At 64.2% G+C, this 25,836-nt stretch carries 27 protein-coding genes; 22 read left to right on the plus strand and 5 right to left on the minus strand.

Going from position 1 to position 25,836, the window contains the following annotated elements:
- The 3 genes from F3H41_RS11225 to F3H41_RS11235 all read left to right on the plus strand — a co-directional run bounded on the left by F3H41_RS11225 (window position 1) and on the right by F3H41_RS11235 (window position 3,099).
- Window positions 1-891, plus strand: coding sequence for an SDR family oxidoreductase (locus tag F3H41_RS11225; protein ID WP_149738766.1), 891 nt, complete (start codon window positions 1-3; stop codon window positions 889-891).
- A 478-nt stretch (window positions 892-1,369) separates the two neighbouring features.
- A complete protein-coding gene (locus F3H41_RS11230) occupies window positions 1,370-1,720 on the plus strand; it encodes a septal ring lytic transglycosylase RlpA family protein (RefSeq protein ID WP_244616178.1) in 351 nt (116 codons plus the stop codon).
- Between the two features lie 89 nt (window positions 1,721-1,809).
- Window positions 1,810-3,099, plus strand: coding sequence for an RsmB/NOP family class I SAM-dependent RNA methyltransferase (locus tag F3H41_RS11235; RefSeq protein ID WP_149738768.1), 1,290 nt, complete (start codon window positions 1,810-1,812; stop codon window positions 3,097-3,099).
- 227 nt (window positions 3,100-3,326) lie between these two features.
- On the opposite strand, the gene F3H41_RS11240 is transcribed toward F3H41_RS11235, so the two are convergent.
- Window positions 3,327-3,851, minus strand: a complete 525-nt coding sequence (locus tag F3H41_RS11240; RefSeq protein WP_149738769.1) for an HPP family protein — start codon at window positions 3,849-3,851, stop codon at window positions 3,327-3,329.
- Between the two features lie 277 nt (window positions 3,852-4,128).
- On the opposite strand from F3H41_RS11240, the gene F3H41_RS11245 reads away from it, so the two are divergent.
- The 10 genes from F3H41_RS11245 to F3H41_RS11290 all read left to right on the plus strand — a co-directional run bounded on the left by F3H41_RS11245 (window position 4,129) and on the right by F3H41_RS11290 (window position 15,074).
- Entirely contained in the window at window positions 4,129-5,412 is a 1,284-nt protein-coding gene (locus F3H41_RS11245) for an imelysin family protein (RefSeq protein WP_149738770.1), read from the plus strand.
- 61 nt (window positions 5,413-5,473) lie between these two features.
- Window positions 5,474-7,000, plus strand: a complete 1,527-nt coding sequence (locus tag F3H41_RS11250) for a di-heme oxidoredictase family protein (protein ID WP_149738771.1) — start codon at window positions 5,474-5,476, stop codon at window positions 6,998-7,000.
- Between the two features lie 2 nt (window positions 7,001-7,002).
- A complete protein-coding gene (locus F3H41_RS11255; RefSeq protein WP_149738931.1) occupies window positions 7,003-8,166 on the plus strand; it encodes an imelysin family protein in 1,164 nt (387 codons plus the stop codon).
- A gap of 204 nt (window positions 8,167-8,370) precedes the next feature.
- Window positions 8,371-9,363 carry a magnesium/cobalt transporter CorA gene (gene corA, locus F3H41_RS11260; RefSeq protein ID WP_149738772.1) on the plus strand — a complete coding sequence of 331 codons (993 nt, stop codon included), beginning with the start codon at window positions 8,371-8,373 and terminating at the stop codon, window positions 9,361-9,363.
- Window positions 9,364-9,398: 35 nt separating this feature from the next.
- On the plus strand, window positions 9,399-10,478 hold the full coding sequence (locus F3H41_RS11265) for a DUF1513 domain-containing protein (protein ID WP_149738773.1): 1,080 nt from the start codon (window positions 9,399-9,401) through the stop codon (window positions 10,476-10,478).
- Window positions 10,479-10,542: 64 nt separating this feature from the next.
- Window positions 10,543-10,995, plus strand: coding sequence for a TspO/MBR family protein (locus tag F3H41_RS11270; protein WP_149738774.1), 453 nt, complete (start codon window positions 10,543-10,545; stop codon window positions 10,993-10,995).
- Between the two features lie 128 nt (window positions 10,996-11,123).
- The gene (locus F3H41_RS11275) at window positions 11,124-11,576 is read left to right on the plus strand and encodes a PaaI family thioesterase (protein ID WP_149738775.1); all 453 of its coding nucleotides are present in this window, start codon (window positions 11,124-11,126) and stop codon (window positions 11,574-11,576) included.
- On the plus strand, window positions 11,573-12,220 hold the full coding sequence (locus F3H41_RS11280; protein ID WP_149738776.1) for a 5'-methylthioadenosine/S-adenosylhomocysteine nucleosidase: 648 nt from the start codon (window positions 11,573-11,575) through the stop codon (window positions 12,218-12,220). The genes F3H41_RS11275 and F3H41_RS11280 overlap by 4 nt, the downstream gene beginning before the upstream one ends.
- Window positions 12,221-12,445: 225 nt before the next feature.
- Window positions 12,446-14,008 (plus strand): glutamine-hydrolyzing GMP synthase, encoded by a 1,563-nt coding sequence (gene guaA, locus F3H41_RS11285; RefSeq protein WP_149738777.1) that lies wholly within the window; start codon window positions 12,446-12,448, stop codon window positions 14,006-14,008.
- 754 nt (window positions 14,009-14,762) lie between these two features.
- On the plus strand, window positions 14,763-15,074 hold the full coding sequence (locus F3H41_RS11290) for a metalloregulator ArsR/SmtB family transcription factor (protein WP_149738778.1): 312 nt from the start codon (window positions 14,763-14,765) through the stop codon (window positions 15,072-15,074).
- A 102-nt stretch (window positions 15,075-15,176) separates the two neighbouring features.
- Here F3H41_RS11290 and F3H41_RS11295 read toward each other — a convergent pair whose 3' ends face one another.
- Complete coding sequence (locus F3H41_RS11295; RefSeq protein WP_149738779.1) at window positions 15,177-15,650, minus strand: Lrp/AsnC family transcriptional regulator; 474 nt, start codon at window positions 15,648-15,650, stop codon at window positions 15,177-15,179.
- Between the two features lie 165 nt (window positions 15,651-15,815).
- Here F3H41_RS11295 and F3H41_RS11300 point away from each other — a divergent pair, with 165 nt between their 5' ends.
- The 7 genes from F3H41_RS11300 (at window position 15,816) to F3H41_RS11330 (ending at window position 21,466) form a co-directional block, all read left to right on the plus strand.
- Window positions 15,816-16,985 carry an amino acid aminotransferase gene (locus tag F3H41_RS11300; RefSeq protein WP_149738780.1) on the plus strand — a complete coding sequence of 390 codons (1,170 nt, stop codon included), beginning with the start codon at window positions 15,816-15,818 and terminating at the stop codon, window positions 16,983-16,985.
- 14 nt (window positions 16,986-16,999) lie between these two features.
- The gene (locus F3H41_RS11305; RefSeq protein WP_149738781.1) at window positions 17,000-17,644 is read left to right on the plus strand and encodes a YitT family protein; all 645 of its coding nucleotides are present in this window, start codon (window positions 17,000-17,002) and stop codon (window positions 17,642-17,644) included.
- 80 nt (window positions 17,645-17,724) lie between these two features.
- Window positions 17,725-18,078, plus strand: a complete 354-nt coding sequence (locus F3H41_RS11310) for an ArsC family reductase (protein WP_149738782.1) — start codon at window positions 17,725-17,727, stop codon at window positions 18,076-18,078.
- 5 nt (window positions 18,079-18,083) lie between these two features.
- Window positions 18,084-18,557: a Cys-tRNA(Pro) deacylase gene (gene ybaK / locus F3H41_RS11315; RefSeq protein ID WP_149738783.1), complete on the plus strand. Its 474-nt coding sequence runs from the start codon at window positions 18,084-18,086 to the stop codon at window positions 18,555-18,557.
- An 89-nt stretch (window positions 18,558-18,646) separates the two neighbouring features.
- Window positions 18,647-19,900 (plus strand): aminopeptidase, encoded by a 1,254-nt coding sequence (locus tag F3H41_RS11320; protein WP_149738784.1) that lies wholly within the window; start codon window positions 18,647-18,649, stop codon window positions 19,898-19,900.
- A gap of 150 nt (window positions 19,901-20,050) precedes the next feature.
- A complete protein-coding gene (locus tag F3H41_RS11325) occupies window positions 20,051-20,479 on the plus strand; it encodes a plastocyanin/azurin family copper-binding protein (protein WP_149738785.1) in 429 nt (142 codons plus the stop codon).
- Window positions 20,480-20,641: 162 nt separating this feature from the next.
- Complete coding sequence (locus F3H41_RS11330) at window positions 20,642-21,466, plus strand: hypothetical protein (RefSeq protein ID WP_149738786.1); 825 nt, start codon at window positions 20,642-20,644, stop codon at window positions 21,464-21,466.
- A gap of 67 nt (window positions 21,467-21,533) precedes the next feature.
- Here F3H41_RS11330 and F3H41_RS11335 read toward each other — a convergent pair whose 3' ends face one another.
- Both F3H41_RS11335 and xseA read right to left on the minus strand, forming a co-directional pair.
- The gene (locus F3H41_RS11335; RefSeq protein ID WP_149738787.1) at window positions 21,534-22,124 is read right to left on the minus strand and encodes an NAD(P)H-dependent oxidoreductase; all 591 of its coding nucleotides are present in this window, start codon (window positions 22,122-22,124) and stop codon (window positions 21,534-21,536) included.
- Window positions 22,124-23,752 (minus strand): exodeoxyribonuclease VII large subunit, encoded by a 1,629-nt coding sequence (xseA, locus tag F3H41_RS11340; RefSeq protein WP_149738788.1) that lies wholly within the window; start codon window positions 23,750-23,752, stop codon window positions 22,124-22,126. The genes F3H41_RS11335 and xseA overlap by 1 nt, the downstream gene beginning before the upstream one ends.
- Window positions 23,753-23,886: 134 nt before the next feature.
- Between xseA and F3H41_RS11345 the strand changes: the two genes are divergently transcribed.
- Window positions 23,887-24,150, plus strand: a complete 264-nt coding sequence (locus F3H41_RS11345) for a hypothetical protein (protein ID WP_149738789.1) — start codon at window positions 23,887-23,889, stop codon at window positions 24,148-24,150.
- A 309-nt stretch (window positions 24,151-24,459) separates the two neighbouring features.
- The gene (locus F3H41_RS11350) at window positions 24,460-24,684 is read left to right on the plus strand and encodes a hypothetical protein (protein ID WP_149738790.1); all 225 of its coding nucleotides are present in this window, start codon (window positions 24,460-24,462) and stop codon (window positions 24,682-24,684) included.
- A 140-nt stretch (window positions 24,685-24,824) separates the two neighbouring features.
- Here F3H41_RS11350 and F3H41_RS11355 read toward each other — a convergent pair whose 3' ends face one another.
- Window positions 24,825-25,814, minus strand: coding sequence for a Gfo/Idh/MocA family oxidoreductase (locus F3H41_RS11355; protein ID WP_149738791.1), 990 nt, complete (start codon window positions 25,812-25,814; stop codon window positions 24,825-24,827).
- Window positions 25,815-25,836 lie beyond the last annotated feature (22 nt).

The raw sequence follows: 25,836 nt of genomic DNA on the forward strand, positions 1-25,836 counted from the left end.
ATGACGACACTGACCATTCTCGGCGCCGGCTTTTCCGGCCAGGCGATTGCCGAGGCCTTCAAGGCCGTGACGACCGATATTGCCGGAACGACGCGCTCGGCCGAAAAAGCGGCGCGGCTTGGGGCCGATGGCATCCGCGCCATTCTCTATGACGGTCAGGCGATCGAGGAGACGCTCGCCGAGCGTCTTCGCGAGACCACGCACCTTATCCAATCCATCGCGCCCGGCAAGGATGGCGATCCCATGCTACGGCCCGGCGTGCCGCCGCTCACGGTGCTCTGCCCGAAGCTCGAATGGGCCGGCTATCTCTCCACGGTCGGCGTCTACGGCGATCATGGCGGGGCCTGGGTGGACGAGGCAACGCCGCTGAACCCCGTCTCGGCCCGCTCGCTGGAGCGCGTCGAGGCCGAAGAAGGCTGGCTGGCAGCCGGCACGGCTGCCGGCCTTCCCGTCGCGGTTCTGCGTCTGTCCGGCATCTACGGGCCAGGGCGCAACACGTTCTGGAATTTCGAGGACGGAACGGCGCGGCGCCTTATCAAGCCCGGTCAGGTCTTCAACCGTATCCGGGTGGAGGACATCGGCGCGGCCAGCCTGTTCCTCGCCGACGGCAAGCATGGCGGCATCTTCAACATCACCGACGACGAGCCCGCCCCGCCGCAGGATATCGTCGCGGAAGCTGCCCGGCTCATGGGCGTCGCGCCGCCGCCGGAAATTGCCTTTGAAACCGCCGAATTGTCGCCGATGGCCCGCTCCTTCTATGGCGAGAACAAGCGGGTCTCGAATGCGAAGCTGAAAGCCCTCGGCTTTGTCTTCGCCTATCCCGACTATCGCGTTTCGCTGGCCGATCTGTGGCGAGACGGGCGCTGGCGCGGACACCGCAACCGCACCTGAGCCGCTGCGCGAAGGTCATCATCAAGAGCTCAATGTAAGACGCGACTATAGAGTTAATAATTCCTTACGACTTCGAGTCCATCGCCTCCACAGCAGGCGATGGACTTTTTCGTTTCGGACTATCTCCCGTGATATCCTACAACTATCGCGCTATTGTCCGCAGCAAAGCAGTCCGCTGAATCGCGAGAATGCGCTCCTTAAAAAATTTTATATGAATTTGATTCACAGCCGGCGTAATTGCCCGCCGGTTTTGGCATCGAAATAGGAATCGTTCTGATTCCAAACGGAATCATGACAATCGAGCACGCATTCAAACGGCAATACAACTGCCTAAACCCGCTCCTGATAGAACATCCAAACCTATACTGTGACAGGTTGCGGCACTTTTTCGCCACTTTTTACCCGGTAATGCGCCCTCCACAGCTCATCCCGTTATGCGTGACGAAGGACTTTCCGTTTGACTTTGAAGACTACGACCCTGGCCGCCGCCGCTCTCGCCCTCACCGCTGCCGCCCTCCTTCTGCAGCCCAGCGAAAGCCACGCGGCCGGCGCGGGCTGTGGTGGCGCCTCCTGGTATGCCCTCTCCTCGCGCACAGCCTCCGGCGAACGCATGAATGCTGCGCACATGACCGCCGCCCACCGCAAGTTCGCCTTCGGCACCAAGCTCCAGGTCACCAACAAGCGCAACGGCAAGTCTGTCGTGGTGCGCATCAATGACCGCGGCCCCTTCATTCGCGGCCGTGTCCTTGACCTTTCAAAGGCTGCCGCCAGCAGCATCGGCATGATCAAATCCGGGCACGCCAACGTCTGCTACCGCGTCATTTCCTGAGACGCGTCGGCTCCGGCCTCCGCTCTTTGGTCTTGCCCCGGCGGGGCATCGTCGCTACCACGACCTTTCACAGCGGAATGGAACAGGCGATGCGACTTGGTGGAAGGCTCTCCGGAGCCATCGACGTACTCACGGATATCGAAACGCGGCGCCGGCCCGTGGCGGACGCGCTGAAGGACTGGGGCCTTTCGCACCGCTTTGCCGGCTCCGGCGACCGTGCCGCCATTGGCAACATCGTCTATGACGCGCTGCGCATGCGCCTTTCCCATGCCTTCCTGATGGACAGCGATGCGCCGGATGCCCTCGCCTTTGCCGTTCTCCTGCGCCAATGGGGCCTGTCAGCCGATGCGCTCGCCGCAGAGTTCGATGGCGACCGCTTTGCCCCGGCCCTGCCGTCGGCGGAAGCGCTTGCCGCTTTTGCCGCCCGCGATCTCGCCACCGCGCCTGACCATGTGCAGGCCGATATTCCCGACTGGCTGACGGCCTCCTTCTCCCGCTCCTTTGGCGACCGCTGGATCGCCGAGGCGCAGGCCCTCACGGGCCGTCCCGCGCTTGACCTGCGCGCCAACACGCTGAAGGCAAGCCGCGAGAAGGTGGTCAAGGCGCTCGATCGCTCCGGTGCGGAAGCCACGCGCATCGCGCGCCAGGGCGTGCGCATTCCCGCCGGCGACGGCGCATCGCGCCTGCCAAACGTGACCGCCGAACTCAGTTTCCAGAAGGGCTGGTTCGAGGTGCAGGACGAGGGCTCGCAGATCGTTGCCGATCTCGTTCTGGCCAAGGGCGGCGAACAGATCCTCGACTATTGCGCCGGTGGCGGTGGCAAGACGCTGGCGCTCTCGGCCAGCATGGACAATCGCGGCCAGGTGCATGCCTATGACAGCGATCGCAAGCGGCTGGCACCGATCATCGAGCGGCTGAAGCGGGCCGGCACGCGCAATGTGCAGGTGCATGAGAGCCTTGAGAGCCTTTCCAGCCACACGGCCCGTTTCGACCGCGTGCTGATCGACGCGCCCTGCACCGGCACCGGCACCTGGCGGCGGCGTCCGGACACCAAATGGCGCCTCACCCAGAAAAATCTCGAGGAGCGGCTGGAGCAGCAGCGCGAAGTGCTCGCCAACGCCTGCGCCTATGTGCGCCCCGGCGGTCACCTCGCCTATGTCACCTGTTCCATGCTGCCGGAGGAGAACGAGGAACAGGTGGCGCGCTTTGCGGCCGAGAACCCCGACTTCGTCATCCAGGATGCAACGGCGGACTGGACGGCCCTCTTCGGCCCTGAGGCCCCGAAGCCGCATTCGGCCGACGGCCGGAGCGTCACGCTGACGCCGGCGACGACGCAAACCGATGGCTTCTTCTTCTGCCGCTTCCGCCGGGAGGCGTGAGCGGGCTGAGCATCTCCCGCCCGTTCGTCATCACGGCCTCCGGTCCCGTTTCTCTGTCATGCTCGGGCTTGACGCGAGCATCCATGCGACAGTCACCGAGCCAGCGGGCGGATCCTCGGGTCAAGCCCGAGGATGACGACGGGTGATGTTGGCGTTATCGACCGCATGCGGCTGATTCCACTCACGCCGCCAACAACCCGGCAGCGCACCAGAGAACCTTCCCCGCCTCACTCCACCGGTGCGGGACTTTCCTCGATGCGGATCGGATATTGCTGGCGGGGCGGGATGAGGTGATGCAGCGTCGCGATGGCAACGAGGAGGACGCTGCCGATCATCACGACTTCCATGAGCACGACCCCGTTCATCTGCCCGGCGATCGCCACCAGCGGCACGGCGCCGGCCGGCGGATGGGTCACGCGCAGGAGCAGCATCAGCGCGATGGCAAGGCCGACGCCGACGGCACCCGCCAGCCACAGGCCGGGAAAGAGGCTGGTGGCGGCGAGCGCCAACAGGGCCGCCACAAGATAGCCGCCGACGACATTGGCAGGCTGGGCGAGCGGGCTCTTCGGCTGGCCGAACAGCAGCACGGCGCTGGCACCAAACGGCGCGATCAGCAAGGGGAGATGCGTCACCGTCGCCAGCGATCCGACGGCCGCCATGGCGAGGATCGCGCCGATGCAAGACTTCAGATGCAGGTGGGCATGCCCCTTTGGCTCGTGGCGCCGGAAGTAGTGCTTGACGTGATGGCGCATGGAAGCCCCGGATGATGACGGTGGATGCGCTGTGATATCGCGACCCGACCGGTCGGTAAATGCCGATTTTCTCGCCATATGCCCGAAAATCATTCATCTACAAGCGATGCGACGCCCTGTCACGCGCCGGTCACTTTAACTTTACTCTTTGACACCAGTTTAAATTTGCGCGAAGACATGCCGCCTGGGCGCCGCTGGAGAGGGTTTTCACGGCGTGTCATTGCTGGCCCTCCCAAACGATACGGGACCGTGCCGGCCGTCGAAATTAGGAGAGATCATGTTGAGGACATCGTTGAAGGCCGCCGTCTTCGCGCTTGCCGCTTCCGTTGCCGTCGTGCCCGTCACGGCTGCCTTTGCCGCCGCACCGGATGCCGCCGCCGTCGTCAAGCATTACGCCAATGTGGCCCACGCCAAATTCGAGGACGCCCTGACCACGGCCAAGGCGCTCGACGCGGCCATTGACAAGCTGATCGCCGAACCCAGTGAAGAAACCCTGAAGGCGGCGCGCGCGGCCTGGCTCGTGGCGCGCAACCCCTATCAGGAAAGCGAAGTCTATCGATTCGGCAACCCGATCGTCGATGACTGGGAAGGGCGTGTGAACGCCTGGCCGCTGGACGAAGGCCTGATCGATTACGTCGATCCTTCCTATGGCAGCGAGAGCGACGAGAACGCGCTCTTCACGGCAAATGTCATCGCCAATCCGAAGATCACCATCGACGGCCGGGAGGTCGATGCCTCCAAGATCACGCCAGAGCTTCTGGCCAGCGAACTGCAGGAAGCAGGCGGTGTCGAGGCCAATGTGGCAACCGGCTATCACGCCATCGAATTCCTGCTCTGGGGCCAGGATCTCAACGGCACCGGACCCGGCGCCGGCAACCGACCCTATACGGACTACGACACCAAGGCCTGCACCAACGGCAATTGCGATCGCCGCGCCCAGTATCTGAAAGCGGCTTCTACGCTGCTGGTCTCCGATCTCGAGGAGATGGTCGGCAACTGGACGGTGGAAGGCGCTGCCACCAAGCAGGTGGAAGCCGATCCGAAGGCCGGCCTCGTCACCATCCTGACCGGCATGGGCTCGCTCTCCTACGGCGAACTTGCCGGCGAGCGCATGAAGCTCGGCCTTCTCCTCCATGATCCGGAAGAGGAGCACGATTGCTTCTCCGACAACACTTACAATTCGCACCTGCATGATGCGATTGGCATCCGCTCCGCCTATACGGGCGAATACATCCGTGTCGACGGAACGAAGCTGACAGGCCCCTCGCTCTCCGAAATCGTCGCAGCCAAGGATCCGGCGCTCGACAAGGAAATGCGCGAAAAGCTCGACAAGACCGTTGCCGACATGGAAAAAATGGCCGAGCGCGGCAGGACCATCGAGGCCTATGACCAGATGATCGGTGAAGGCAATGCCGAGGGAAATGCCATCGTGCAGGCCCCGATCGATGACCTCATTGCCCAGTCGAAGACGGTGGAGCGCGTTCTTGCCGCACTCGACCTCGGCACGATCAAGCTTGAAGGTTCCGACAGCCTGGATAATCCTAACGCGGTCTTCAAGTAAGAGGCCCGGACGGGCCGAGACTTTCGCACCGGCCCGCCCCCTTTCAATCAAAGCGACCGACATGATGCTTCGCCCGGCCCTTTCGTTCGCGCTGTTTGCCCTGCTGGTCGCAGCGGCCACAGCGCACGGGGACGAGTCTGATCTTCCCGCGTCCCGCACGGATCTCTCCGCCAGCGATCTGAAGCGCGTCCAGTCCGTGACGGCGCCGACGGCGGATTTTTCAAAGGCAGAGACGTTCGAAGCGATGAGTGGCGGGGCCGGCACATCGGTTGCCACCATCAACACCAATATTTTTTCGCACGGCTCGGAAAACCTGTCGCTTGAGGGCGAGGAACGCTTCAAGCTCGGCAATGCGCTGTTTCGAAAGCTTTGGGTTTCATCCCCTTCCTCGACGCAGGCCTCCGATGGGCTGGGTCCCCTCTTCAATGCGCGCTCCTGTCAGGAGTGTCACATCAAGGACGGGCGCGGCCACCCGCCGGGCCCGGACGGTATCGCGACCTCGATGTTCCTGCGCCTCGCCCGCCCGGCCGAAACGGCCGAGGAGGCCGACGCCATCGCGCGGCACGCCCTCGCAAACCTGCCCGACCCCGTCTACGGCACGCAGCTTCAGGACCGCGCCGTGCCGGGCCTGGCCGCCGAGGGGCGCATGACGATCCGTTACACGGAAGTGCCGGTGACGCTCGCAGGCGGCGAGATCGTGTCGCTGCGCCGGCCCGTCTATGGCGTTGCGGACCTTGCCTATGGTCCTTTGGGCGAGGCGACGACGCTCTCGCCCCGCGTGACCCCGGCCATGATCGGGCTTGGCCTGATCGAGGCGATCCATCCGGCCGACATCCTCGCCGGCGCAGATCCCGACGATCACGATCATGACGGGATCAGCGGCAAGGCGTCGCTGGCGCGCGATCCCGCCACGCATGGGCTCATGCTCGGCCGGTTCGGCTGGAAGGCGCAGGTGCCGACCATCCGCCAGCAGACGGCGGACGCCTTTGCCGGCGATATCGGCATTTCCTCCCCCGATGCACGGCGCGACCATGGCGACTGCATGCCGGCCCAGACGGCCTGTCTTGCGCTGCCGACCGGGGTGCAGCCACGGCTTGGCGATACGGAAGCGCCGAACCCGGTGCTCGATCTCGTTTCCTTCTATTCGCGGCACCTTGCCGTGCCCGCCCGACGCAAGGCCAGCCTGCCGGAGACCCTTTCCGGCAAGAAGATCTTCTACGAAACCGGCTGCACCGCGTGCCACCGGCCGAAATTCGTGACGCGGCGCGACACGGAGGATCAGGCGCTCGCCTTTCAACTGATCTGGCCCTATTCGGATTTCCTGCTGCATGACATGGGCGAATGGCTTGCCGACGGGCAGGCGGTGGGCGATGCCGATGGGCGGGAATGGCGCACGCCGCCGCTCTGGGGCATTGGCCTCACCGAAACCGTCAGCGGGCATACATTCTTTCTCCATGACGGCCGGGCGCGAAACCTGACCGAAGCCATTTTGTGGCATGGCGGCGAGGCCAAGGCCGCCCGTGACAGGTTCGCGGCGCTCGACGCCGCCGACCGCAAAGCTCTATTGACCTTCCTGGAGTCCCTTTGATGATGCGGACATTCACTCGCGGCCTGTCCTTGGCGCTTGCACTTGCTCTTCCCCTGTCGCTGACGGCGCCTGCCGCCCGCGCGCAGGATGCCAATCCGGTTTCCCCGGGCCTCAACGAGGCGGCGCTGCCGGGCGTTATGGAAAAGGCGGTCACCGGATTCATCCGCCCCGGCTATGCGGCGCTCACGGCCTCCACGCAGGCCCTCGGCACCGCGACCCAAACGCTGTGCGCGTCTCCGTCAAAGGACAATCTCAACGCGGCCCGCAAGGCTTTTAACGATGTGGTCGCCAAATGGTCGCGCGTGGAGATCCTGCGCGTCGGCCCGGCGCTCGAAGAAAACCGTTTCGAGCGCTTCCTGTTCTTCCCTGATCGCAAGGGCCTTGCCCTCAAGCAGTTGCAGGCGATCCTCTCGACCAAAGACAAGACAGCGCTGACGGCCGAGGGCCTCAAGGGCAAGAGCGTCGCCATTCAGGGGCTCGGCCCGCTCGAATATCTGCTTTACGGCACCGGCAACGAGACGCTGGCGACGGGCGATGATTTCCGCTGCCGCTACGCGATGGCGATCGCCGCCAATCTCGGCTCCATCGCTTCGGAGTTTGAAGCGGCCTGGAAGGCGCCCGGGGGGATCGGCGATGCCTGGATGAAGCCAGGCGCCAACAATCCCGTGTTCCGCACCCCGCAGGAAGCGGCCGGGGCGCTGCTCGGCGTCCTCGTTCACGGCGCGGAGACCGTACAGGACCAGCGCATCCGCGTGTTCTTCGGCGGCGGCGCCACGCCGATTTCGGCTGAGCCCAATGCTACCGGCAAGGATCCGATCCGTGACAAGCCGAAGTCGGCGCCCTACTGGCGCTCGGCCAACACCTTTCCCTCCATCGCCGACAATCTTCAGGGCCTGTCCGACCTCTTCGCGATCTCCGACATGGCGACGCTGCTGCCGGAAGGCGACGCTTCGATCGCCGGCTCCATTGCCTTCGTGTTCAGGTCCGCCACGACCGCTGCCCGGGCCATCAACGCGCCCGTGGACGCGGCGCTTGCCGACCCGGACCTGCGCGGCAAGATCACCTTTCTTGAGCTGAACACAAACGATCTCGTCGACCGGCTGAACCACGATTTCGGCGGCGCGATCGGGCTGGGCGCCGGATTTTCCTTCGCCGACGGCGACTGACATCGCTGCAGTCGCGAAGGATTGACTTTGCGTTGCAACCGGCTCATCTCAAGGCCATGCCGGCGCGCACCGGCATGCTTCACCACAAGGTCCAACCGCACCGAACCCCGTCAGTCCACCTCGCTAGAGGTGCCCTGTATCGGCTGGCCCTTGAGGATCAGGGCTCCGGTCCTTGCAGGATGACACGCCCGATTGGAGCCCGACATGCTGCAGACCTATTCGAGCCGCCCGGTCCTTTCCGCCCAGCCAGACGAGACGCCGGCCGGGATGGCATCCGGTGCCCGCCCTATCTGGTTCGACCTCCTCAACCCGACGCCTGCGGAAACGCGCGAGGTGGAAGCCCATCTCGGCATCGAGATCCCGACGCGCGACGAGATGCAGGAAATCGAGCTGTCCGCCCGGCTCTACCAGGAGGCAGGCGCCGAATTCATGACGGTGACGGTGGCGACCGAACTCGACGGCGACGAGCCGGTGAAGGCGCCCATCTCCTTCATCATGAAGGACGGCACGCTGGTGACGGTGCGCTATGCCGATCCCAAACCCTTTCAGCTTTTTGCTGCCCGCCTGCAGCGCCAGAATGGTACGCTGTGCGACAGCGGCGAACAGGTGCTGCTCTGTCTCATTGAGGCGACAGTGGATCGGATGGCGGATGTGCTGGAGCGTGTCGGCAACGATATCGACGCCGTCTCGCGCGAGGTGTTCAGCCGGAAGAAGCAGACGGTGACGAAGAAGACCCGGAATCTCGAACAGCTGATCGCCCAGATCGGCGGCAAGGGCGAGGTGCTGACCACGGCGCGCGAAAGCCTGGTCAGCATCGCCCGCATGGTTGCCTATTACATGGCGGTCGAGGGCAAGGCGCTGCGCAAAAGCGGCAAGGACAGCCGCCAGCGCATGAAGCTCGTGCAGCGCGACGCCGCCTCGCTCGGCGATCACGCGCAGTTCCTCTCCGCCAAGATCAACTTCCTGCTGGACGCGACGCTCGGCCTTATCAATCTCGAGCAGAACCAGATCATCAAGATCTTCTCGGTTGCCGCCGTCGTCTTCCTGCCGCCGACGCTGGTTGCGTCCATCTATGGCATGAATTTCCAGCTGATGCCGGAACTCTCCTGGCAGTTCGGCTATCCCTTCGCCATCGGCCTGATGATGCTGTCGGCGCTGCTTCCCTATCTCTATTTCAAGCGCAAGGGCTGGCTCTGACCGACCACATCGAGGTTTCTGCGATGATGCACCGCATGCCGGTAAAGTCTCTGCTCGAACGCCGCAGTTTTCTGAAGATGGCGGGGGCCGCCTGGGCTCTCGGCCTTGCGCCTCAGGGCACCGAGGCATTGGCGCGCGCCGAAGCGGTCTACGCCTCCGCCTTTATGGATCGCAGCGGCGCCTATGGCATCGCCACCATCAGCGAGCGCGGCGAGATCATCGAGCGCGTGGGGCTGCCGGCCCGCGCCCACGGGCTTGCCGCCAGCGCCGATGGCAGCCGCGCGGTCGCCTTTGCCCGGCGACCAGGCACCTTCGCACTGGTCTTCAGCCCCGACCGCCGCTTCGCGCCGGTGACGATCAGCGCGGCTGAGGGCCGGCATTTCTTCGGCCATGGCTGCTTTTCCGCCGATGGCCGGCTGCTCTATGCGACCGAGAACGATTTCGATGCCAATCGCGGTATGATCGGCGTCTATGACGGCACGGATGGCTATCGTCGTATCGGCGAGTTCCAGACCTTCGGCATCGGCCCACACGACATGACGATGTCGGGCGATGGCACGCTGCTGGCCGTTGCCAATGGCGGCATCGAGACCCATCCGGATTTCGGCCGCACCAAGCTCAATCTCGATCATATGGATCCGTCACTGTCGCTGATCGATGCGACAAGCGGCGCGCTCATCGAGCGCCATACGCTGCCTGCCTCTCTCAAGGCGCTCTCCACCCGGCATCTCGATATCGATGCGGCGGGGCGCATCTGGTTTGCCTGCCAGTGGGAGGGCGCGCGCGATGCCGCCCCGCCGCTTGCCGGCTCGTTCCGCCGCGGCGAGGATCTCACCTTCCTCTCCCTGCCCGAGGACACGACCGCCCGGCTTGCCAACTACATCGGCGCCGTCGCCATCGACCGGCAGCGCGATCTCGTCGGCCTCACCTCTCCCATCGGAAACAGCTTTGTCGTCGTCGATGCCAAAAGCAGCCGTGTCCTCAGCGAGACTAGCGTCGATCAGGTCGCGGGCATTGCAGCCGGGCCGCAGGATTTCGCAGTCTCGGACTATCGCGGCGGCTTTGCCGGCAAGTCGAGCCCGGTTGCCTGGGACCAGCATATCGTTCGGCTGTAAGTGCCCTTGCCGCGCCGATCCTGCCTGCTGGAAGCGGAAGCATCAGGCGCTATATAGTGTCGCCATGAAACGAACCCTCGTCACCCTGCTCTTCGTCGCCGGCGTCGTCGCTCTCGGCAGCCTCATCGGCCTCCTCAACATGCCGGGCCCCTGGTATCAGGGCCTTGCAAAACCCGCCTTCAATCCGCCCAACTGGATTTTTGGCCCCGTCTGGACGGTGCTCTACGCCTTTATCGGCGTTGCCGGCGCGCGCACCTTCCTCGATCATCGCCACAGCCAGGCCATGCGGCTGTGGGTGGCGCAGATGGTGCTGAATTTCGCGTGGTCGCCGATGTTCTTCGGCGCCGAACAGATCCTCGGCGCCTTTATCATCGTCATCGCCATGCTGATCGCCATCCTGCTCTTCATCCGCGCCAGCTGGCATCAGGACCGTCTCTCGGCCTTGTTGTTCCTGCCCTATGCGGCGTGGGTGGCCTTTGCGAGCCTGCTCAACGGCTCGATTCTTTACCTCAATTGACGACCGGGCGGCGGGGCACGCAACCGCGTTTGCCTTTTGCTTGTTTCGGGCGCGCGGGCGTGCAACTGTTTGCCCGTGCGCTGCAGCATCCGGCTCGGCGACGACCCGACAGAAACCGACCCGAACCGATGACAGAGCACGCACCCGCGGATTTCCGCGCCCGTATCCAAAGAAGCTTCGCCCGGCAGGCGGCCATGCGCACCATCGGCGCAGAGCTGACGCGGGTGAACCAAGGCACGGTGGAAATCGAGCTGCCCTTCGACGAGAAACTGACCCAGCAACACGGCTTTCTGCACGCCGGCGTGATTTCGGCCGCGCTCGACTGCGCCGGCACCTATGCCGCCTATTCGCTGATCGAGCCGGAAGCCTCGATCCTGACGATTGAGTTCAAGGTCAACCTCATGTCGCCCGGCCGCGGCGAACGCTTCCTGTTTCGCGGCGAGGTGACCAAGCCCGGCACCACGATCATCGTGTCGGACGGGCGCGGCTATTCCATTTCGCCGGATGGGCCGGCCAAGCTGATCGCCTCCATGACGGCCACGATGATGGTGATCCGCGGACGCGAAGGGATCGAGGGATGACGATCGAGACCAGGATCATCGGCAGCACCCGCGTGCTTTACGTCATGGCGGTGGATGCCGAATATGGCGCCCATCTTCGCACCCGCATCGCGCCGCTGATGACGGGTGTCGGCCCGGTCGAGGCGGCCGTGGTGCTGACCCGTGCGCTTGCCGGGCTGGAGGCTTCGGGACATCTGCCCGATCTCGTCGTCTCGCTCGGCTCGGCCGGCTCCGCAACGCTGGAGCAGACCGGGGTCTATCAGGCCTCCTCCCTCTCCTATCGCGACATGGACGCTTCGGCCTTCGGCTTTGAAAAGGGCGTGACGCCCTTCCTCGACCTGCCCGCCACCGTTCCCCTGCCGATCCGCATTCCCGATGTGCCCGCCGCCCGGCTTTCGACCGGCGCCAATGTCGTTTCGGGCGCCGCCTATGCCGCGATCGATGCCGACATGGTGGACATGGAGAGCTTTGCCGTGCTGCGCGCCTGCCAGGCCTTCGGCGTCGCCCTCATCGGGTTGCGCGGCATCTCCGATGGCAAGGCGGAGGTCAAGCATGTCGGGGACTGGACGGAATATCTCCACGTCATCGATGAGAAGCTCGCTGCGGTCGTCGATCGCATCGAAGCAGCGCTGGCGACCGATACGCTGCCGGGTTTTTCGGCGTAATCGTCCGACTTTGGAGGCGCGCGATTGTCTGGATGCAATTCAACCGTTGCACCGATCAGCGCCTTTGATTAAAGCCACGCCAACCCGCAGCGCCACGGGCCCCTTCCAGTCCGTCGATGCTGCCGCCCTCTTCCGGAGAGTTTCCGGTGGTTTGTTTCACGCAATTCCCGACGGAAAGCCGCTTCATACTTTTCCGGGTATTGCTGCAGTCGAAAAAGGTCCGGCATGACACAGGCAGCGCATCCCGATACGGTTCTCATCGTCGATTTCGGCAGCCAGGTGACGCAGCTCATCGCACGGCGCGTGCGCGAGGCCGGCGTCTATTGCGAGATCGTGCCCTTCCAGTCGGCGGAAGAGGGGTTCAAGCGGCTGCAGCCGAAGGCAATCATCCTGTCCGGCAGCCCGGCCTCGACGCTGGATGAGGGAAGCCCGCGTGCACCGCAGGCGCTGTTCGACAGCGGCCTGCCGATCTTCGGCATCTGCTATGGGCAGCAGACCATGTGTGCCCAGCTCGGCGGCAAGGTGGAAGGCGGCCATCACCGCGAGTTCGGCCGCGCCTTCCTGGATGTGGAGAAGGATTGCGAACTCTTCGACGGCCTCTGGTCGGTCGGCTCGCGCCATCAGGTCTGGATGTCCCATGGCGACCGCGTCACTCAGATCCCGCCAGGCTTCAAGGTGCTCGCCACCTCCGCCAACGCCCCCTTCGCCTTCATCGCCGACGAAGCGCGCAAATATTACGCCGTGCAATTCCACCCCGAGGTCGTGCACACGCCCGATGGCGCCAAGCTCATCCAGAATTTCGTCCACAATGTCGCGGGCGTGAAGGGCGACTGGACCATGCAGGCCTATCGCCAGAAGGCGGTGGAGCAAATCCGCGCCCAGGTCGGCGACAAGCGCGTCATCTGCGCCCTTTCCGGCGGCGTGGATTCCTCGGTTGCCGCCCTCCTCATCCACGAGGCCGTCGGCGACCAGCTGACCTGCATCCTCGTCGACCACGGCCTGATGCGCAAGAACGAGGCGGCCGACGTCGTCGCCATGTTCCAGGAGCACTACAATCTGCATCTCATCCATGTGGATGCGGTCGACAGGTTCGTCGGCGAGCTCGAAGGCGTTGCGGACCCGGAGACGAAGCGCAAGATCATCGGCCGACTGTTCATCGAGACCTTCGAGGAAGAAGCCAAGAAGCTCGGCGGCGCCGATTTCCTCGGGCAGGGCACGCTCTATCCCGACGTCATCGAAAGCGTCTCCTTCACCGGCGGCCCTTCGGTCACAATCAAGAGCCACCACAATGTTGGTGGCCTGCCGGAGCGCATGAACATGAAGCTCGTTGAGCCGCTGCGCGAGCTCTTCAAGGATGAAGTTCGCGTTCTCGGCCGCGAGCTGGGACTTCCCGACAGTTTCATCGGTCGCCACCCCTTCCCCGGCCCCGGCCTTGCCATCCGCTGCCCGGGCGGCGTGACGCGCGAGAAGCTCGACATTCTGCGCGAGGCGGACGCGATCTATCTCGACGAAATCCGCAAGGCCGGCCTTTACGACGCCATCTGGCAGGCCTTTGCCGTGCTGCTTCCCGTCCAGACCGTCGGCGTGATGGGCGACGGCCGCACCTACGAATTCGTCTGTGCTCTGCGCGCCGTTACCTCCGTCGATGGCATGACGGCCGACTTCTACCACTACGACATGGAATTTCTCGGCCGCGCCGCCACCCGCATCATCAACGAGGTGCGCGGCATCAACCGCGTCGTTTATGACGTAACCTCGAAGCCGCCTGGCACAATCGAGTGGGAGTGAGCGAGCGGAATCCCAAGCGGACGGGAGTTGTCACGTTCGTCTCGGCCTCGATAGGACATCCAGCCAAAGCGTGATCGCTTCGGTGTTGGGCACATCAGCAAGACGCAAAGCATAGAGCGACCTTCCGCCTCTGGTCGGAGCCGGGTCCTCACCGCAAGCGGACCATAGCACAGTGCCAGCGCAGACACGCGGCACGCCAAGGCAGTGCCGCGGCAGGCGTGTGCCTTCCCCATATCCGCGCATTTTTCGGGTGTTCAGATAGGCAGAGCGATGCCTGTCCGGCGCTCTGCGGACACACTGCAATCGTCAAGCCGCGCAAGCCCGCCGCAGGGAGTCTGGGTTGTGGCTAGGGCGCATTTTCAGCTCTTTTCCCATCGACGGCCCGCTGGTCGTTTTTGACAAGCGCCATGTAAAGCCTCCCAAGACGGCACAATGGAAAGCGGAAGCCAACACTTGAAATTGACAAGTGGCATATTTTTATTTCCAGAATGTTTCTGGACTGTAGTGATTTGTCGTTCGAAGCTTCCCGACGCAATATTTCATCACTGCCTATTATGCATAGACGCGATTTCGCATCTATTTTCATACGACATAAGAGGAATTCTATCTTCGTATCAGATGCGTCCGTATTGATTTGACACTTGCGCCGGTTATTATAGCATTATCAAAATGATTTGATGTCGGCCACACCCATCGGCGAACACAACCGAGGCGAGAATATCTTGAACCCCAATAATATATATGTAGGCTGTGCATGAGCGTTGCGCGAGATAAGCTCGAAAAGTCCGTGGACCAGGCCTGCGACCTGCTGAAGGCCATGGCAAATCGTCACCGGCTTCTCATTCTGAGCGAATTGAGCAAACAGGAGCGTTCCGTCGGCCAACTGGCCGAGTTTCTCGGCATCCGGGACTCGACCGTTTCCCAGCACCTGGCAGTGCTCCGGCGCGACCGAATCATCGTCGGACGGCGCGATGGACAGACGATCTGGTACCGCCTGGAAAGCGATCTGGCGCGGACCGTGGTCAGCCTCCTGGCGGCCTCATTCTCCCACTCGCTGGCTTCCTGACATTGGAGCGCCTTCTGGTCACCGCGGTGGCGGTGGCCACGACCTTTCGCGAAAGGCCGTCTGTCCCGAGGGGGCTTCGCCGCCGCCAGAAGAAGCGCGCGGTCACGGCAAACGTCCGGTCTTCAACATCGGCGTATCGATGAGAATGGTGGAACGCAGCGTCTTCACCTCGGGGATGCTGTCGAAGCCTTCCCATAAAAGCCGCTTGTAGTCGGCAACGTCGCGTACCGCGATCTTCAGCAGAAAATCGAAATCACCGGCCACCGTGTGGCATTCCACCACCTCCGGCATGCGCGCGATCGCCTCGATGAAGCGTTCGCCGACCCGCTTTTCCGAGCGCTCCAGCGTCACTTCCAGAAAGGCCTGCAGGCCGATGCCGGCCTTGCGCGGGTCGATCACCACACTCTGGCGGATCACCCCGCTCTCGTAGAGACGTTGCAGCCGGCGTGACAGCGGCGCGGGCGAGAGGCCGACGCGTTCGGCAAGCGCATTGTTGCTGAGGCCGGCGTCGGCCTGCAAGAGGCGTATGATGCGGCGGTCAATCGCATCCAGACTGATCTCTTCCGTGGCGACCATACCCCTCCCCCCGCAAATTCTCCTCGCCATGATTGACGGGTGCGCAATTCTCTTCAAGAGAATTTGGTCACCGCAGCAAGTTTGGTGATGAATTTGCGCCGCGGCGGGCGTAGACCGGAGGGGACGCAATGCCCGCATCTTGCCATCAGGACTGAGGACCCGCCCATGTTCGACACGCTCGAAACCCTGCCCGACGATCCGCTTCTCGCCCTCATCGGGCTCTATCGCAATGATCCGCGCACCGACAAGGTCGATCTCGGCGTCGGGGTCTACCGCGACGAGGCGGGGCGCACGCCGGTGATGCGCGCGGTGAAGGCCGCCGAGCAGCGGCTGGTCGAGGGGCAGGAGAGCAAATCCTATCTGGGCTTGGAAGGCGACCTTGTCTTTCTCGACCTTCTCTGGCCGCTGGTGGCCGGGCCGCAGGCGCGGGTGCGGACCTTTGCCGGCGTGCAGACGCCGGGCGGATCCGGCGCTCTCAGGCTGTCGGCCGATCTGGCCGCCCGGCTCGGCAGCCGGCGCGTGCATCTCGGTCTGCCGGGCTGGCCCAACCATGCGGCCATTTTCAAGGCCGCCGGGCTTGCCGTCGCAACCTACCCCTTCTTCGACATTCCCACCCAGCGCGTGCTGATCGAGGAGATGGTGGCAGCACTTGAAAAGGCCGAGAAGGGCGATGCGGTTCTCCTGCATGCCAGCTGCCACAATCCTTCCGGCTCTGCGCTCACGGATGCGGATTGGGCGGCCATTGCCGAGGTGGTGGCGCGACGTGGCCTGCTGCCGGTCATCGACATCGCCTATCAGGGGTTCGGCCGCGGGCTCGAGGAGGATGCGGCCGGGCTGCGGACGATGATCGCCACCGTCGATGAGGCGCTGGTTTGCGTCTCCTGCTCGAAGAGCTTCGGCATCTATCGTGACCGCACCGGCGCTGCCTTTGCCATCGGCAAATCGGACACGGCCGTGGCGGTCGCCCGCACGCATCTCGGCGCGCTTGCACGCACCAGCTATTCGATGCCGCCGGACCATGGCGCCGCCGTGGTGCGCACCATCCTTGCCGATGCGGCACTGACGGCCGACTGGAAGGCGGAACTGGAGGAAATGCGCCAGCGCATTCTCGGTCTGCGCCGTATTCTGGCTGAAGGATTGCGCGGCCGTTGGCAGGCGCTCGGCGCCATCGCCGAACAGGAGGGCATGTTCTCGCTGCTGCCGCTGACGGAGGCACAGGTGCTCGCCGCCCGCCACGACCACGGCATCTACATGCCGACATCCGGACGCATCAACATTGCCGGCCTTGCAACGGCCCGGGCGGCCGATGTCGTCCAACGCATCGCCGCACTCTGAGGAAGGTCCAGGGCATGGCCACGACCGCTCCCGATGCAGCCGCCGTCGAGCCGGACAGCCGGCCATCGCGCCACCGGCTCTATGAAGACGCCATTGCCATGCTGGTCGGGACGCTGTTCGTCTCGCTCGGCATGACGCTCTATTCCAAGGCCATGCTGCTCGTTGGCAGCACGGCCGGGCTGTCGCTGCTGCTGCAATATATGAGCGGCCATGGCTTCTGGGTGATCTTCTCGCTCGTCAACCTGCCCTTCTATGTCCTCGCGGTGAAGCGCATGGGCTGGCGCTTTGCGCTGCGCACCTTCGCGGCTGTCAGCCTCGTCTCGCTGTTTTCGGCCTTCACGCCGGGGTGGATCGATGTGGCGCGACTCGATCCGCTCTACGCCACCATCATCGGCGGGTGCCTCTCCGGCACGGGGCTTCTCATTCTCTTCCGTCACCGCACCGGGCTTGGCGGCATCAATATCCTCGCCCTCTACCTGCAGGATCACTTCGGCATCCGCGCCGGCTATTTCCAGCTTGCCGTCGATCTGGCGATCCTCGCCGCATCCATGCTGGTGCTGGCGCCGGAAAACATCGCGCTGTCGGTCCTCGGCGCCGCCATTGTCAACATGACGCTCGCCATCAACCACCGACCGGAGCGCTATATCGGCATTACCTGAAGCAGCCATCGATACGTCCTGTCTTTCCCCGGTCGCCAAGCGGGGGTATTCCTGCCTGCGAAAAGATGAAGGAGTCTGCGATGACGGTGACCATCTACGGGATCAAGGCCTGTGACACGATGAAGAAGGCGCGGGCCTGGCTGGACGGACAGGGCATTGCCTATCAATTCCATGACTACAAGGCAGAGGGCATCTCAGGCGAGGAGCTCTCCCGCTTCGTTGCCACGCTCGGCTGGGAGACGGTGCTGAACCGCGCCGGGGCGACCTTTCGCAACCTTGACGCGGCCGACAAGCAGGACATGACCGCTGACAAGGCGATTCGCCTGATGGCGGCCCAGCCATCGATGATCAAACGCCCGATTCTTGATCGGGACGGGGCGCTGACGGCGGGCTTCAAGCCGGAGATTTATGCTGGCCTGTTCGGCAAGGTCTGAGCCCCATGTCGAAGAGCACGCGCGCCACGCTGGCCCTCACGGCCGCCGGCGTTTCCTATACGGTGCTGGCTTATGAGTACGATCCTGACGTCGATCGTATCGGCCTTGCGGCGGCAGAAGCGATCGGCGAACACCCCTCGCGTGTCCTCAAGACCCTCATGGCGGAAGTGGATGGCAAGCCGGTTTGCGTGGTCGTACCCTCCGACCGTGAGGTGAGCATGAAGAAGCTCGCAAACGCCTTTCACGGCAAGTCGGCCGCGATGATGAAACCGGCAGCGGCGGAGAAGGTGACAGGCTACGTCGTCGGCGGCATCAGCCCCTTCGGCCAGAAGAAAAAGGTGCCGACGGCAATCGAAGCCGAGGCGATGGCGCATGATTGCGTGTGCCTGAATGGCGGCCAGCGCGGCCTTCAGGTGCGGCTAGCCCCTCGAGATGCGGCAACCGCGCTCGGCGCGATCATCGCGCCTCTGGTCGCCTGAGGCTACAGAGCTTCATTTTCGCCCAAAAGCGCCCTATCTATCAGCACGACCGCATGTTTTTTCCTTCCTTCAATCCGCAAGAGGCCATGATGACATTCCAGCCGCAGAAGCAACCGCCCGTCGATTCCGTCAAGCTCGAGAAACTGGCGGAAGTGGCCGTGAAGGTGGGCCTCGGGCTCACACGCGGTCAGGATCTCGTCATGACCGCGCCGATCGCCGCCCTGCCGCTCGCGCGCCTCATCACCAAACACGCCTATCTCGCCGGCGCCGGCCTCGTGACCACCTTTTACGCCGATGAGGATGCGACACTTGCCCGCTATGCCCATGCGCCGGAGGAGAGCTTCGACCGGGCCAGCGCCTGGCTCTACGAGGGCATGGCGAAGGCCTATGCCGACGGCGCGGCGCGCCTTGCCATTTCCGGCGACAATCCGATGATGCTGGCTGCGCAGGACCCGGCAAAGGTTGCCCGCGCCAACCGCGCCATGTCGGTCGCCTACAAGCCGGCGCTCGAAAAGATCTCCAATTTCGACATCAACTGGAACATCTGCTCCTATCCGAACCCGACCTGGGCCAAGCTCGTCTTCCCGAACGATCCGGAGGATGTCGCCGTCACCAAGCTCGCCGAAGCGATCTTCGCGGCTTCGCGCGTCGACCGCGATGATCCGGTCGCGGCCTGGGCCGAGCACAATGGCGAGCTTGCCCGCCGCTCCGCCTGGCTCAACGAGAAGCGCTTCGACGCCCTGCACTTTACCGGCCCCGGCACGGACCTGACAGTTGGCCTTGCGGATGGCCACGAATGGCATGGCGGCGCTTCCACCGCCAAGAATGGGATCACCTGCAACCCGAACATTCCGACCGAAGAAGTCTTCACCACGCCGCATGCGCTGAAGGTCGAGGGCCATGTCTCCTCCACCAAGCCGCTCTCGCACCAGGGCACGCTGATCGACAATATCCAGGTCCGCTTCGAGGGCGGCCGGATCGTGGAAGCCAAGGCCAGCAAGGGCGCGGAAGTGCTGAACAAGGTGCTCGACACGGACGAGGGTGCGCGGCGCCTTGGCGAAGTGGCACTGGTGCCGCATTCCTCGCCGATCTCGGCCTCCGGTGTGCTCTTCTACAACACGCTCTTCGACGAGAACGCCTCCTGCCACATCGCGCTCGGCCAGTGCTATTCCAAGTGCTTCCTCGACGGCGCCAACCTCTCGCAGGATGAGATCACCGCGCAGGGCGGCAATTCCTCGTTGATCCACATCGACTGGATGATCGGATCCGACAAGGTCGACATCGACGGCATCGCCGCCGACGGCAACCGCGTGCCGGTGATGCGCAAGGGCGAGTGGGCGTAAGCCATCAACGCCCCACGGAAACGATCCGACCCCGTCCACTCCGGACGGGGTTTTCCTGTTTGCGCGACCACACACGCGCATTCAGCGGGGAGTCAGCCTTGGTCGTCAGAAACGCACCATCGCCACGCCCCACGGAAAGGCACTGTCACCATGAAACGGATTGCTTCCCTTGTGCTTGCCGCTGCGCTCGCCGCTGTCGCCGCCCCGGCCTTTGCCGCAGGTATGATGATCAACGTCGTCGAAACCGGCGAAGGCGGCCAGTCCATGGGCCTCAAGCTCGAGCCCGCCAGCGTGAAGGCCGGTCCGGCGACCTTCCACGTCCACAATGATGCGATGACGGAAGAGCACGAGATGATCGTCGTCAAGCTAAAGTCGCCGGACGACAAGATCCCGCTCAACGCCGCCAAGCACCGCGTCGACGAGAAGAAGCTGAAGAGCCTCGGCGAAGTCGCCGACCTCAAACCCGGCAAGGACGGCGAGCTCAGCGTCGACCTGAAGCCCGGCACCTACCTCGTCTTCTGCAACATCAAGGGCCACTACGAGGCCGGCATGCAGAACAAGCTGACGGTCACGAAGTAAGCAAGCCTCTACTTCCGTCCCCGGCGACCTGTCGTCGGGGGCGGCGTCGCGTGCCGCGCATCTGCACGCCTCGCGCGATCGGCGCATAAATTTTCTCTCAATTATCAGTTGATATTTTTTAGAATAACCCCAATGATTGTATTGTCATTGGGGGACCTTGTCATGGAAAATGCATTGGAAAGTGTGAGGGCACTTCTCAACGTCGATCGCTCCACCGCGAAATTTCTGCTCGCAAGCCAGGCGATCCTGGCCGTCATCGGTGCCGCGATCGCCTTTAAGGTCGATCCGGGAACACTGTTTCGGTATGGGCTCGTCGTTCTCCTGCTCACCGTCCTTTTCGTCATTGTTGCAAAAGTCTTTTCGGGCACGAACACCCGATGGCTGATCGGCTGGGGCGTCATCATCCTACTTTTCCTCTTCCTGATCGCCGCCGTGGTTGGCGGGATCTTCAATCCGGGAACGGGCATCGTTCCCGTCGCCGTCAACCCCGTCGAGACGGCGACGAGCGCTGCGAACAGCAAGGAAGAGGACAGGGGCGTCGTCTCGTGGCTGAAAGGCATCGAATGCCTCGTTCGCCCGCTTGAAAGCTGCACCGAGGTCCAGGATGCCATCGCCAGTTCCGAGACGGCGCCAGTCATCAAACCGGTCGAGGAGGCCGCCGCTACGGCAACTCCACCTGCCGCTGCCGTCGACAAGTCAAAATACACGATCTACGTCCAGTTTGCCGGCTATCCACGCGAGACGGTGGTCAAGGCGGCGCAGGCGCTTCAGGCTGCCGGCTGGAAGGTCGTCGGCGCCGCGCAAGGGGGCGAACGCCTTGCGGCCGCGGCGGGCCTGTCGCAGGTGCGCTATTCGGGCGAGGCCGACAAGGCGGCGGCCGAATTACTGGCCAGTGACATCAACCAGACCGGCATTAAGGCCGGCGTAAAAGCAACGCCGAACCCGGTGATCGTGCCGGGCGTTCTGGAAGTGTGGATCGGACAGTAAAGGCCCGCATGGCACGGCCCGGAGAGCGCTGACGCGGATGGGTCGGCGCTCTCTTCTGCGTGCCCCATCAGATCCGGGAGACCAGGGCCCGCACGCGGGCAAGGTGCGCAGCGCGCCTTGCCGCGCTGGCGCGGTCCATGTCGTGAAGGGTCAGCATGCGGAAGCGGGCGTTCTTCATGCAGGCGGCGGCCAGGCCACGTTTCAACAGGCGGCGGACCGGATTGCCCATATAGAGGTGGACAATCCACCAGGGCGAGCCGGTCGTCGTCAGCGCATGGAAGAAACGGATGTTGTCGAGTTTCGGGCGAATGCGCCCGGCCTGCGGATCGGGATCGAAGGCCACGCCGGGCACGAAGAGCCGGTCGATGAAGCCTTTCAGGATCGCCGGCAGATTGAACCACCATTGCGGAAAGACAAGGATCAGCCCGTCAGCGGCCCGGAGCCGCGCGATCAGCTCTTCCGTCCCGTCCGGCCGGTAGCTCGGCGTCATGTAGCTTGCGCGCTCGCCGACGGAGAGGCGTGGATCGAAGCCCTCGCTATAAAGGTCGAGGAGATCCACCATGTGGCCGCCGGCCGTCAGCGCCGCGCAGGCCTCCGCCGCAACGGCAGCCGCGAAGCTATCTTCCAGCGGATGGGCCAGCACGATCAGCACCCGCATCAAAAGAGGCTGCCCTGGTCGGTCGGTCCTGCCGTCTTCGGCTTCTTCGGCCGGGCGGCCGGCGCCGTCGTCGCGCTGGCGGCCACCTGCACCGAGGGCGCGCCGGGCACGGGATCGGTACCACTTTCACCGGCCACCGCCTCTACCGTTCCATCATGGAAGACGATGGCAAGCCGGTCGCCGGCGGTCACGCTTGCGGCGGCCTTCACGGGATGGCCGGCCACGTCGCGCACCAGCGCATAGCCGCGCTTCAGCACATTCTTGTAGGAGAGCGATTCCAGCATGCGCAGTTGCGCCTTCACGCGGTCGTTTCGCCGGCTCAGGAAAGCTACGATCGCGGTCTGGCCGCGCGCATCCAGGCTGCGCAGGCGGTCGCGCTGGCGGCCGATCTGGCCTTCGAGGCGGGGCGGAAAGGCGCGCAGCGCAGCGGCCGAGCCGGCGAGCCGCGTGCCGAGCCGCGTGACAAGCCGCTCCGTGGAGCGATCGACCCGCGTCACGGCATCGGCGACGCGCTGGCGCCGACGCACGAGCTGCGTTTCAAGGATGTCCGGCCGCACGTGGGCGGCGACGCGCTCGAAGCTGCGGCGCTTGTTGAGCGTGTTGAGCGACAGGCCGCGTCCGAGCCCGGCAGCCGCCTCGTCGAAGCGGCGGCGCGGCAAAGCGAGCAACTGGTCGAGCGAGGGCAGCGCGCGGGCGAGCGCACGCACGGCCTGCCGGCGCATCTCCATTTGCCGCGAGCCGGCTGCCTGCAGCCGTGCGCCGAGGGCCGCCACCTGCGCGTCGAGTTCCGCCTTGACCGGCACGGCCATTTCGGCGGCGCCGGTCGGCGTCGGGGCGCGGCGGTCGGCGGCGTGGTCGATCAACGTCCAGTCCGTCTCGTGGCCAACGGCGGAGATTAGCGGGATGGTGGAGGCGGCCGCGGCGCGCACCACGGCCTCGTCGTTGAAGCCCCAGAGATCTTCCAGACTGCCGCCGCCGCGCGCCACGATCAGCACATCCGGCCGCGGGATGCCCATCTTACCGTCCAGCCCGTTGAAGCCGGCGATGGCATTGGCCACCTCGTCGCCCGAGCCGTCGCCCTGCACGCGGACGGGCCAGACCAGCACATGCACGGGGAAGCGATCGGCAATGCGGTGCAGGATATCGCGGATGACGGCGCCGGTCGGCGAGGTCACGACGCCGATGACACGCGGCAGGAAGGGCAGCGGGCGCTTGGCCGCGGTATCGAACAGGCCTTCGGCCGCGAGCTTGCGGCGCCGCTCCTCCAGCAGCGCCATCAGCGCGCCCGCGCCGGCCGGCTCGAGCGTCTCAATGACGATCTGGTATTTGGAGGAGCCGGGGAAGGTCGTGACCTTGCCGGTGGCGATCACCTCCATACCCTCTTCCGGACGGAAGCGCAGGCGCGAGAAGGTACCCTTCCAGATCACCGCATCGATGCGGGAGCGGTCGTCCTTCAGGGCGAAATAGGCGTGTCCCGAGGAATGCGGGCCGCGATAGCCGGAGATTTCGCCGCGCACGCGCACCTGATCGAACGCCTGCTCCACGGTCCGCTTGATGGAACCGGAAAGCTCGGAGACCGAATATTCCGTCAGGTTGGTCGGCGAATCAGCATCGAACAGCGCACTCATGCCGCCACTGTGGCGCTCCCGGGCGCGCGAGGCCAGTGCCGGGGCGACGGGTCAACAGAGGTTTTTTGATCCCCCTTCATCCCCCTCCGGCACGGCGGCTGGAAGATGGGGCGACGCAACAGAAAGGACCTCCCATGCCCGATCGTTATGCCAGCAATGCTTCCTCCCTCACCGCACCAGCCAGCCACGGCTTTGCCATCACGCCGAGCGACACGGCCGACCTGCCCGAGACCACCCGCGCGGTCTATGTCGGCGCGGCGGGCACGCTTGTCGTGCGGCTTTCCTCGGGCGCGACCGTGACCTTCGCCAATGTGCCGGCCGCCACCCTTCTGCCGCTGCGCTGCGAGCGCATTTTGCAGTCCGGAACGACGGCAGGAAGTCTCGTCGGCATTCTGTGAGCTTGACCTCGTAAAACCGCAGGCAACGCCCGCTGACGGTGGCGCTTCATGCGCTGCGTGAAGTCGGCGTTACTTTCGCTTATGCAACATAATACTGCATCGCAGCGAATCAGCGCTCCCCCTGGCCAACCCCGCTCATTCAGCCCGCGCCGCGGGCTTCCACAGGCGAGACAGCGACGAACACGCGGGAAACCCCTATAATTCGGGAGGGAAGCAGACGTTGATGTCGCTTATTTCATAAATTTGTAATTTCCGAATCGCCAGGCGTTAAATTTTGGGTATACTCTTCAACTGGAGGAGATACTCAGAATGCTTGCTTTCATTGTCGCCTATTCGATTGGGATTGCGGCTGCGCAGTTGCGGTCCGTTTTGGGCTGCGTCATCGCCGGTATTCTCGTTCTCGCAACGGTGACGGCGGGTGTTGCGCTCAGCAATGGCGCCTTTGGATGGTTTACGGTCGTGCTGGCCGTCGGCTGTTTCAACGCGGGCGTCATGACGATGCTCGGCCTTGCCCTGGCGACGGAGCCTGCCTGAACTGTCGGGCACTGAGGTGGGCACACGGCAGGCGGCTGAACTGCCGCGCTTGCGGGGAATGGCGTGACGGACGCCATCCCTCCAACCCGTAAAGGCGAGGCCGGCCGCGGGAGCCGACCTCTGCCGGGGCTAGAAGCGCCTCAGACGTTTTCCCAGCCGCCCCTTTCGCCGGCGCGATAGATGGCGTCGATGACCTTCTGGTTGTTCTTCGAGCTTTCCAGCGACACGATATCGCCGTGGTCGCCGCTGAGCGCGGCTTTTGCGAAGGCCTCGGCCTCGCGGCGGTACTGGCGCGAATCCTGGAAGCGGAAGAGCTGCGACTGGCTGTGGTTCTGGTTGGTCAGTTCCACCTCCTCCGCCCCGTAGCGATCGGCATTGAAGGGTGACTTCACCTCGATGAAGCCCTTGTCGCCGTGGAACACCATGACCTGGCGCGCCGCCATCTGGGTGGAGATGTAGAAGCTGAGCTCAAAGCTGCCGAAATCGGCACGCACGCTCGCATAGATGTCGGTGCCGAAGTCCTTGTCACGCTCCACCGCCGCCTCGACGCGCAGCGGCTCGGCGCCCGTCACGAAGCGGGTCGAGATGGTCGGGTAGACGCCGATGTCCGGCAGGCCGCCGCCACCGAGTTCGGGAATGTTGCGCATGTTGTTCGGGTCGCGGTTGAAATAGGTGAAGGCGCCCTGCACGTGCTTCAGCGTGCCGATGGCACCCTCGGCCAGGAGATCGCGCACCTTTCGCCAGACCGGCGCATAGGTCACCATATAGGCTTCCGAGACCAGCACCTTGTTGCGATCGCGCGCGGCGATCAATTGGTCGATCTCGCCGGCCTTCAGCGCGATCGGCTTTTCGCAGAGCACATGCTTGCCGGCATCGGCCGCCTTTACCGTCCACTCCACGTGCTGGGCGGTCGGCAGCGGGATATAGACGGCGTCGATCGTGTCGGAGGCCAGCATCTCCTCATAGGAGCCGAAGGCGTGCGGCACGGAAAAGCGGTCGGCCATCTGGCGGGCGCGGGCCACATCGCGGCTGGCGATGGCGGTGACGACGCAGTTTTCGGCGTCCTGAATGGCGGGCACGACGAGTTCGCGGCCGATCTTGGCCGTCGACAAAATTCCAAATCGAAGCATGGCTTCCTCCTGTTGCGGCCGA

This window comes from Rhizobium sp. RU20A, assembly GCF_900155885.1.
Lineage (GTDB): Bacteria > Pseudomonadota > Alphaproteobacteria > Rhizobiales > Rhizobiaceae > RU20A.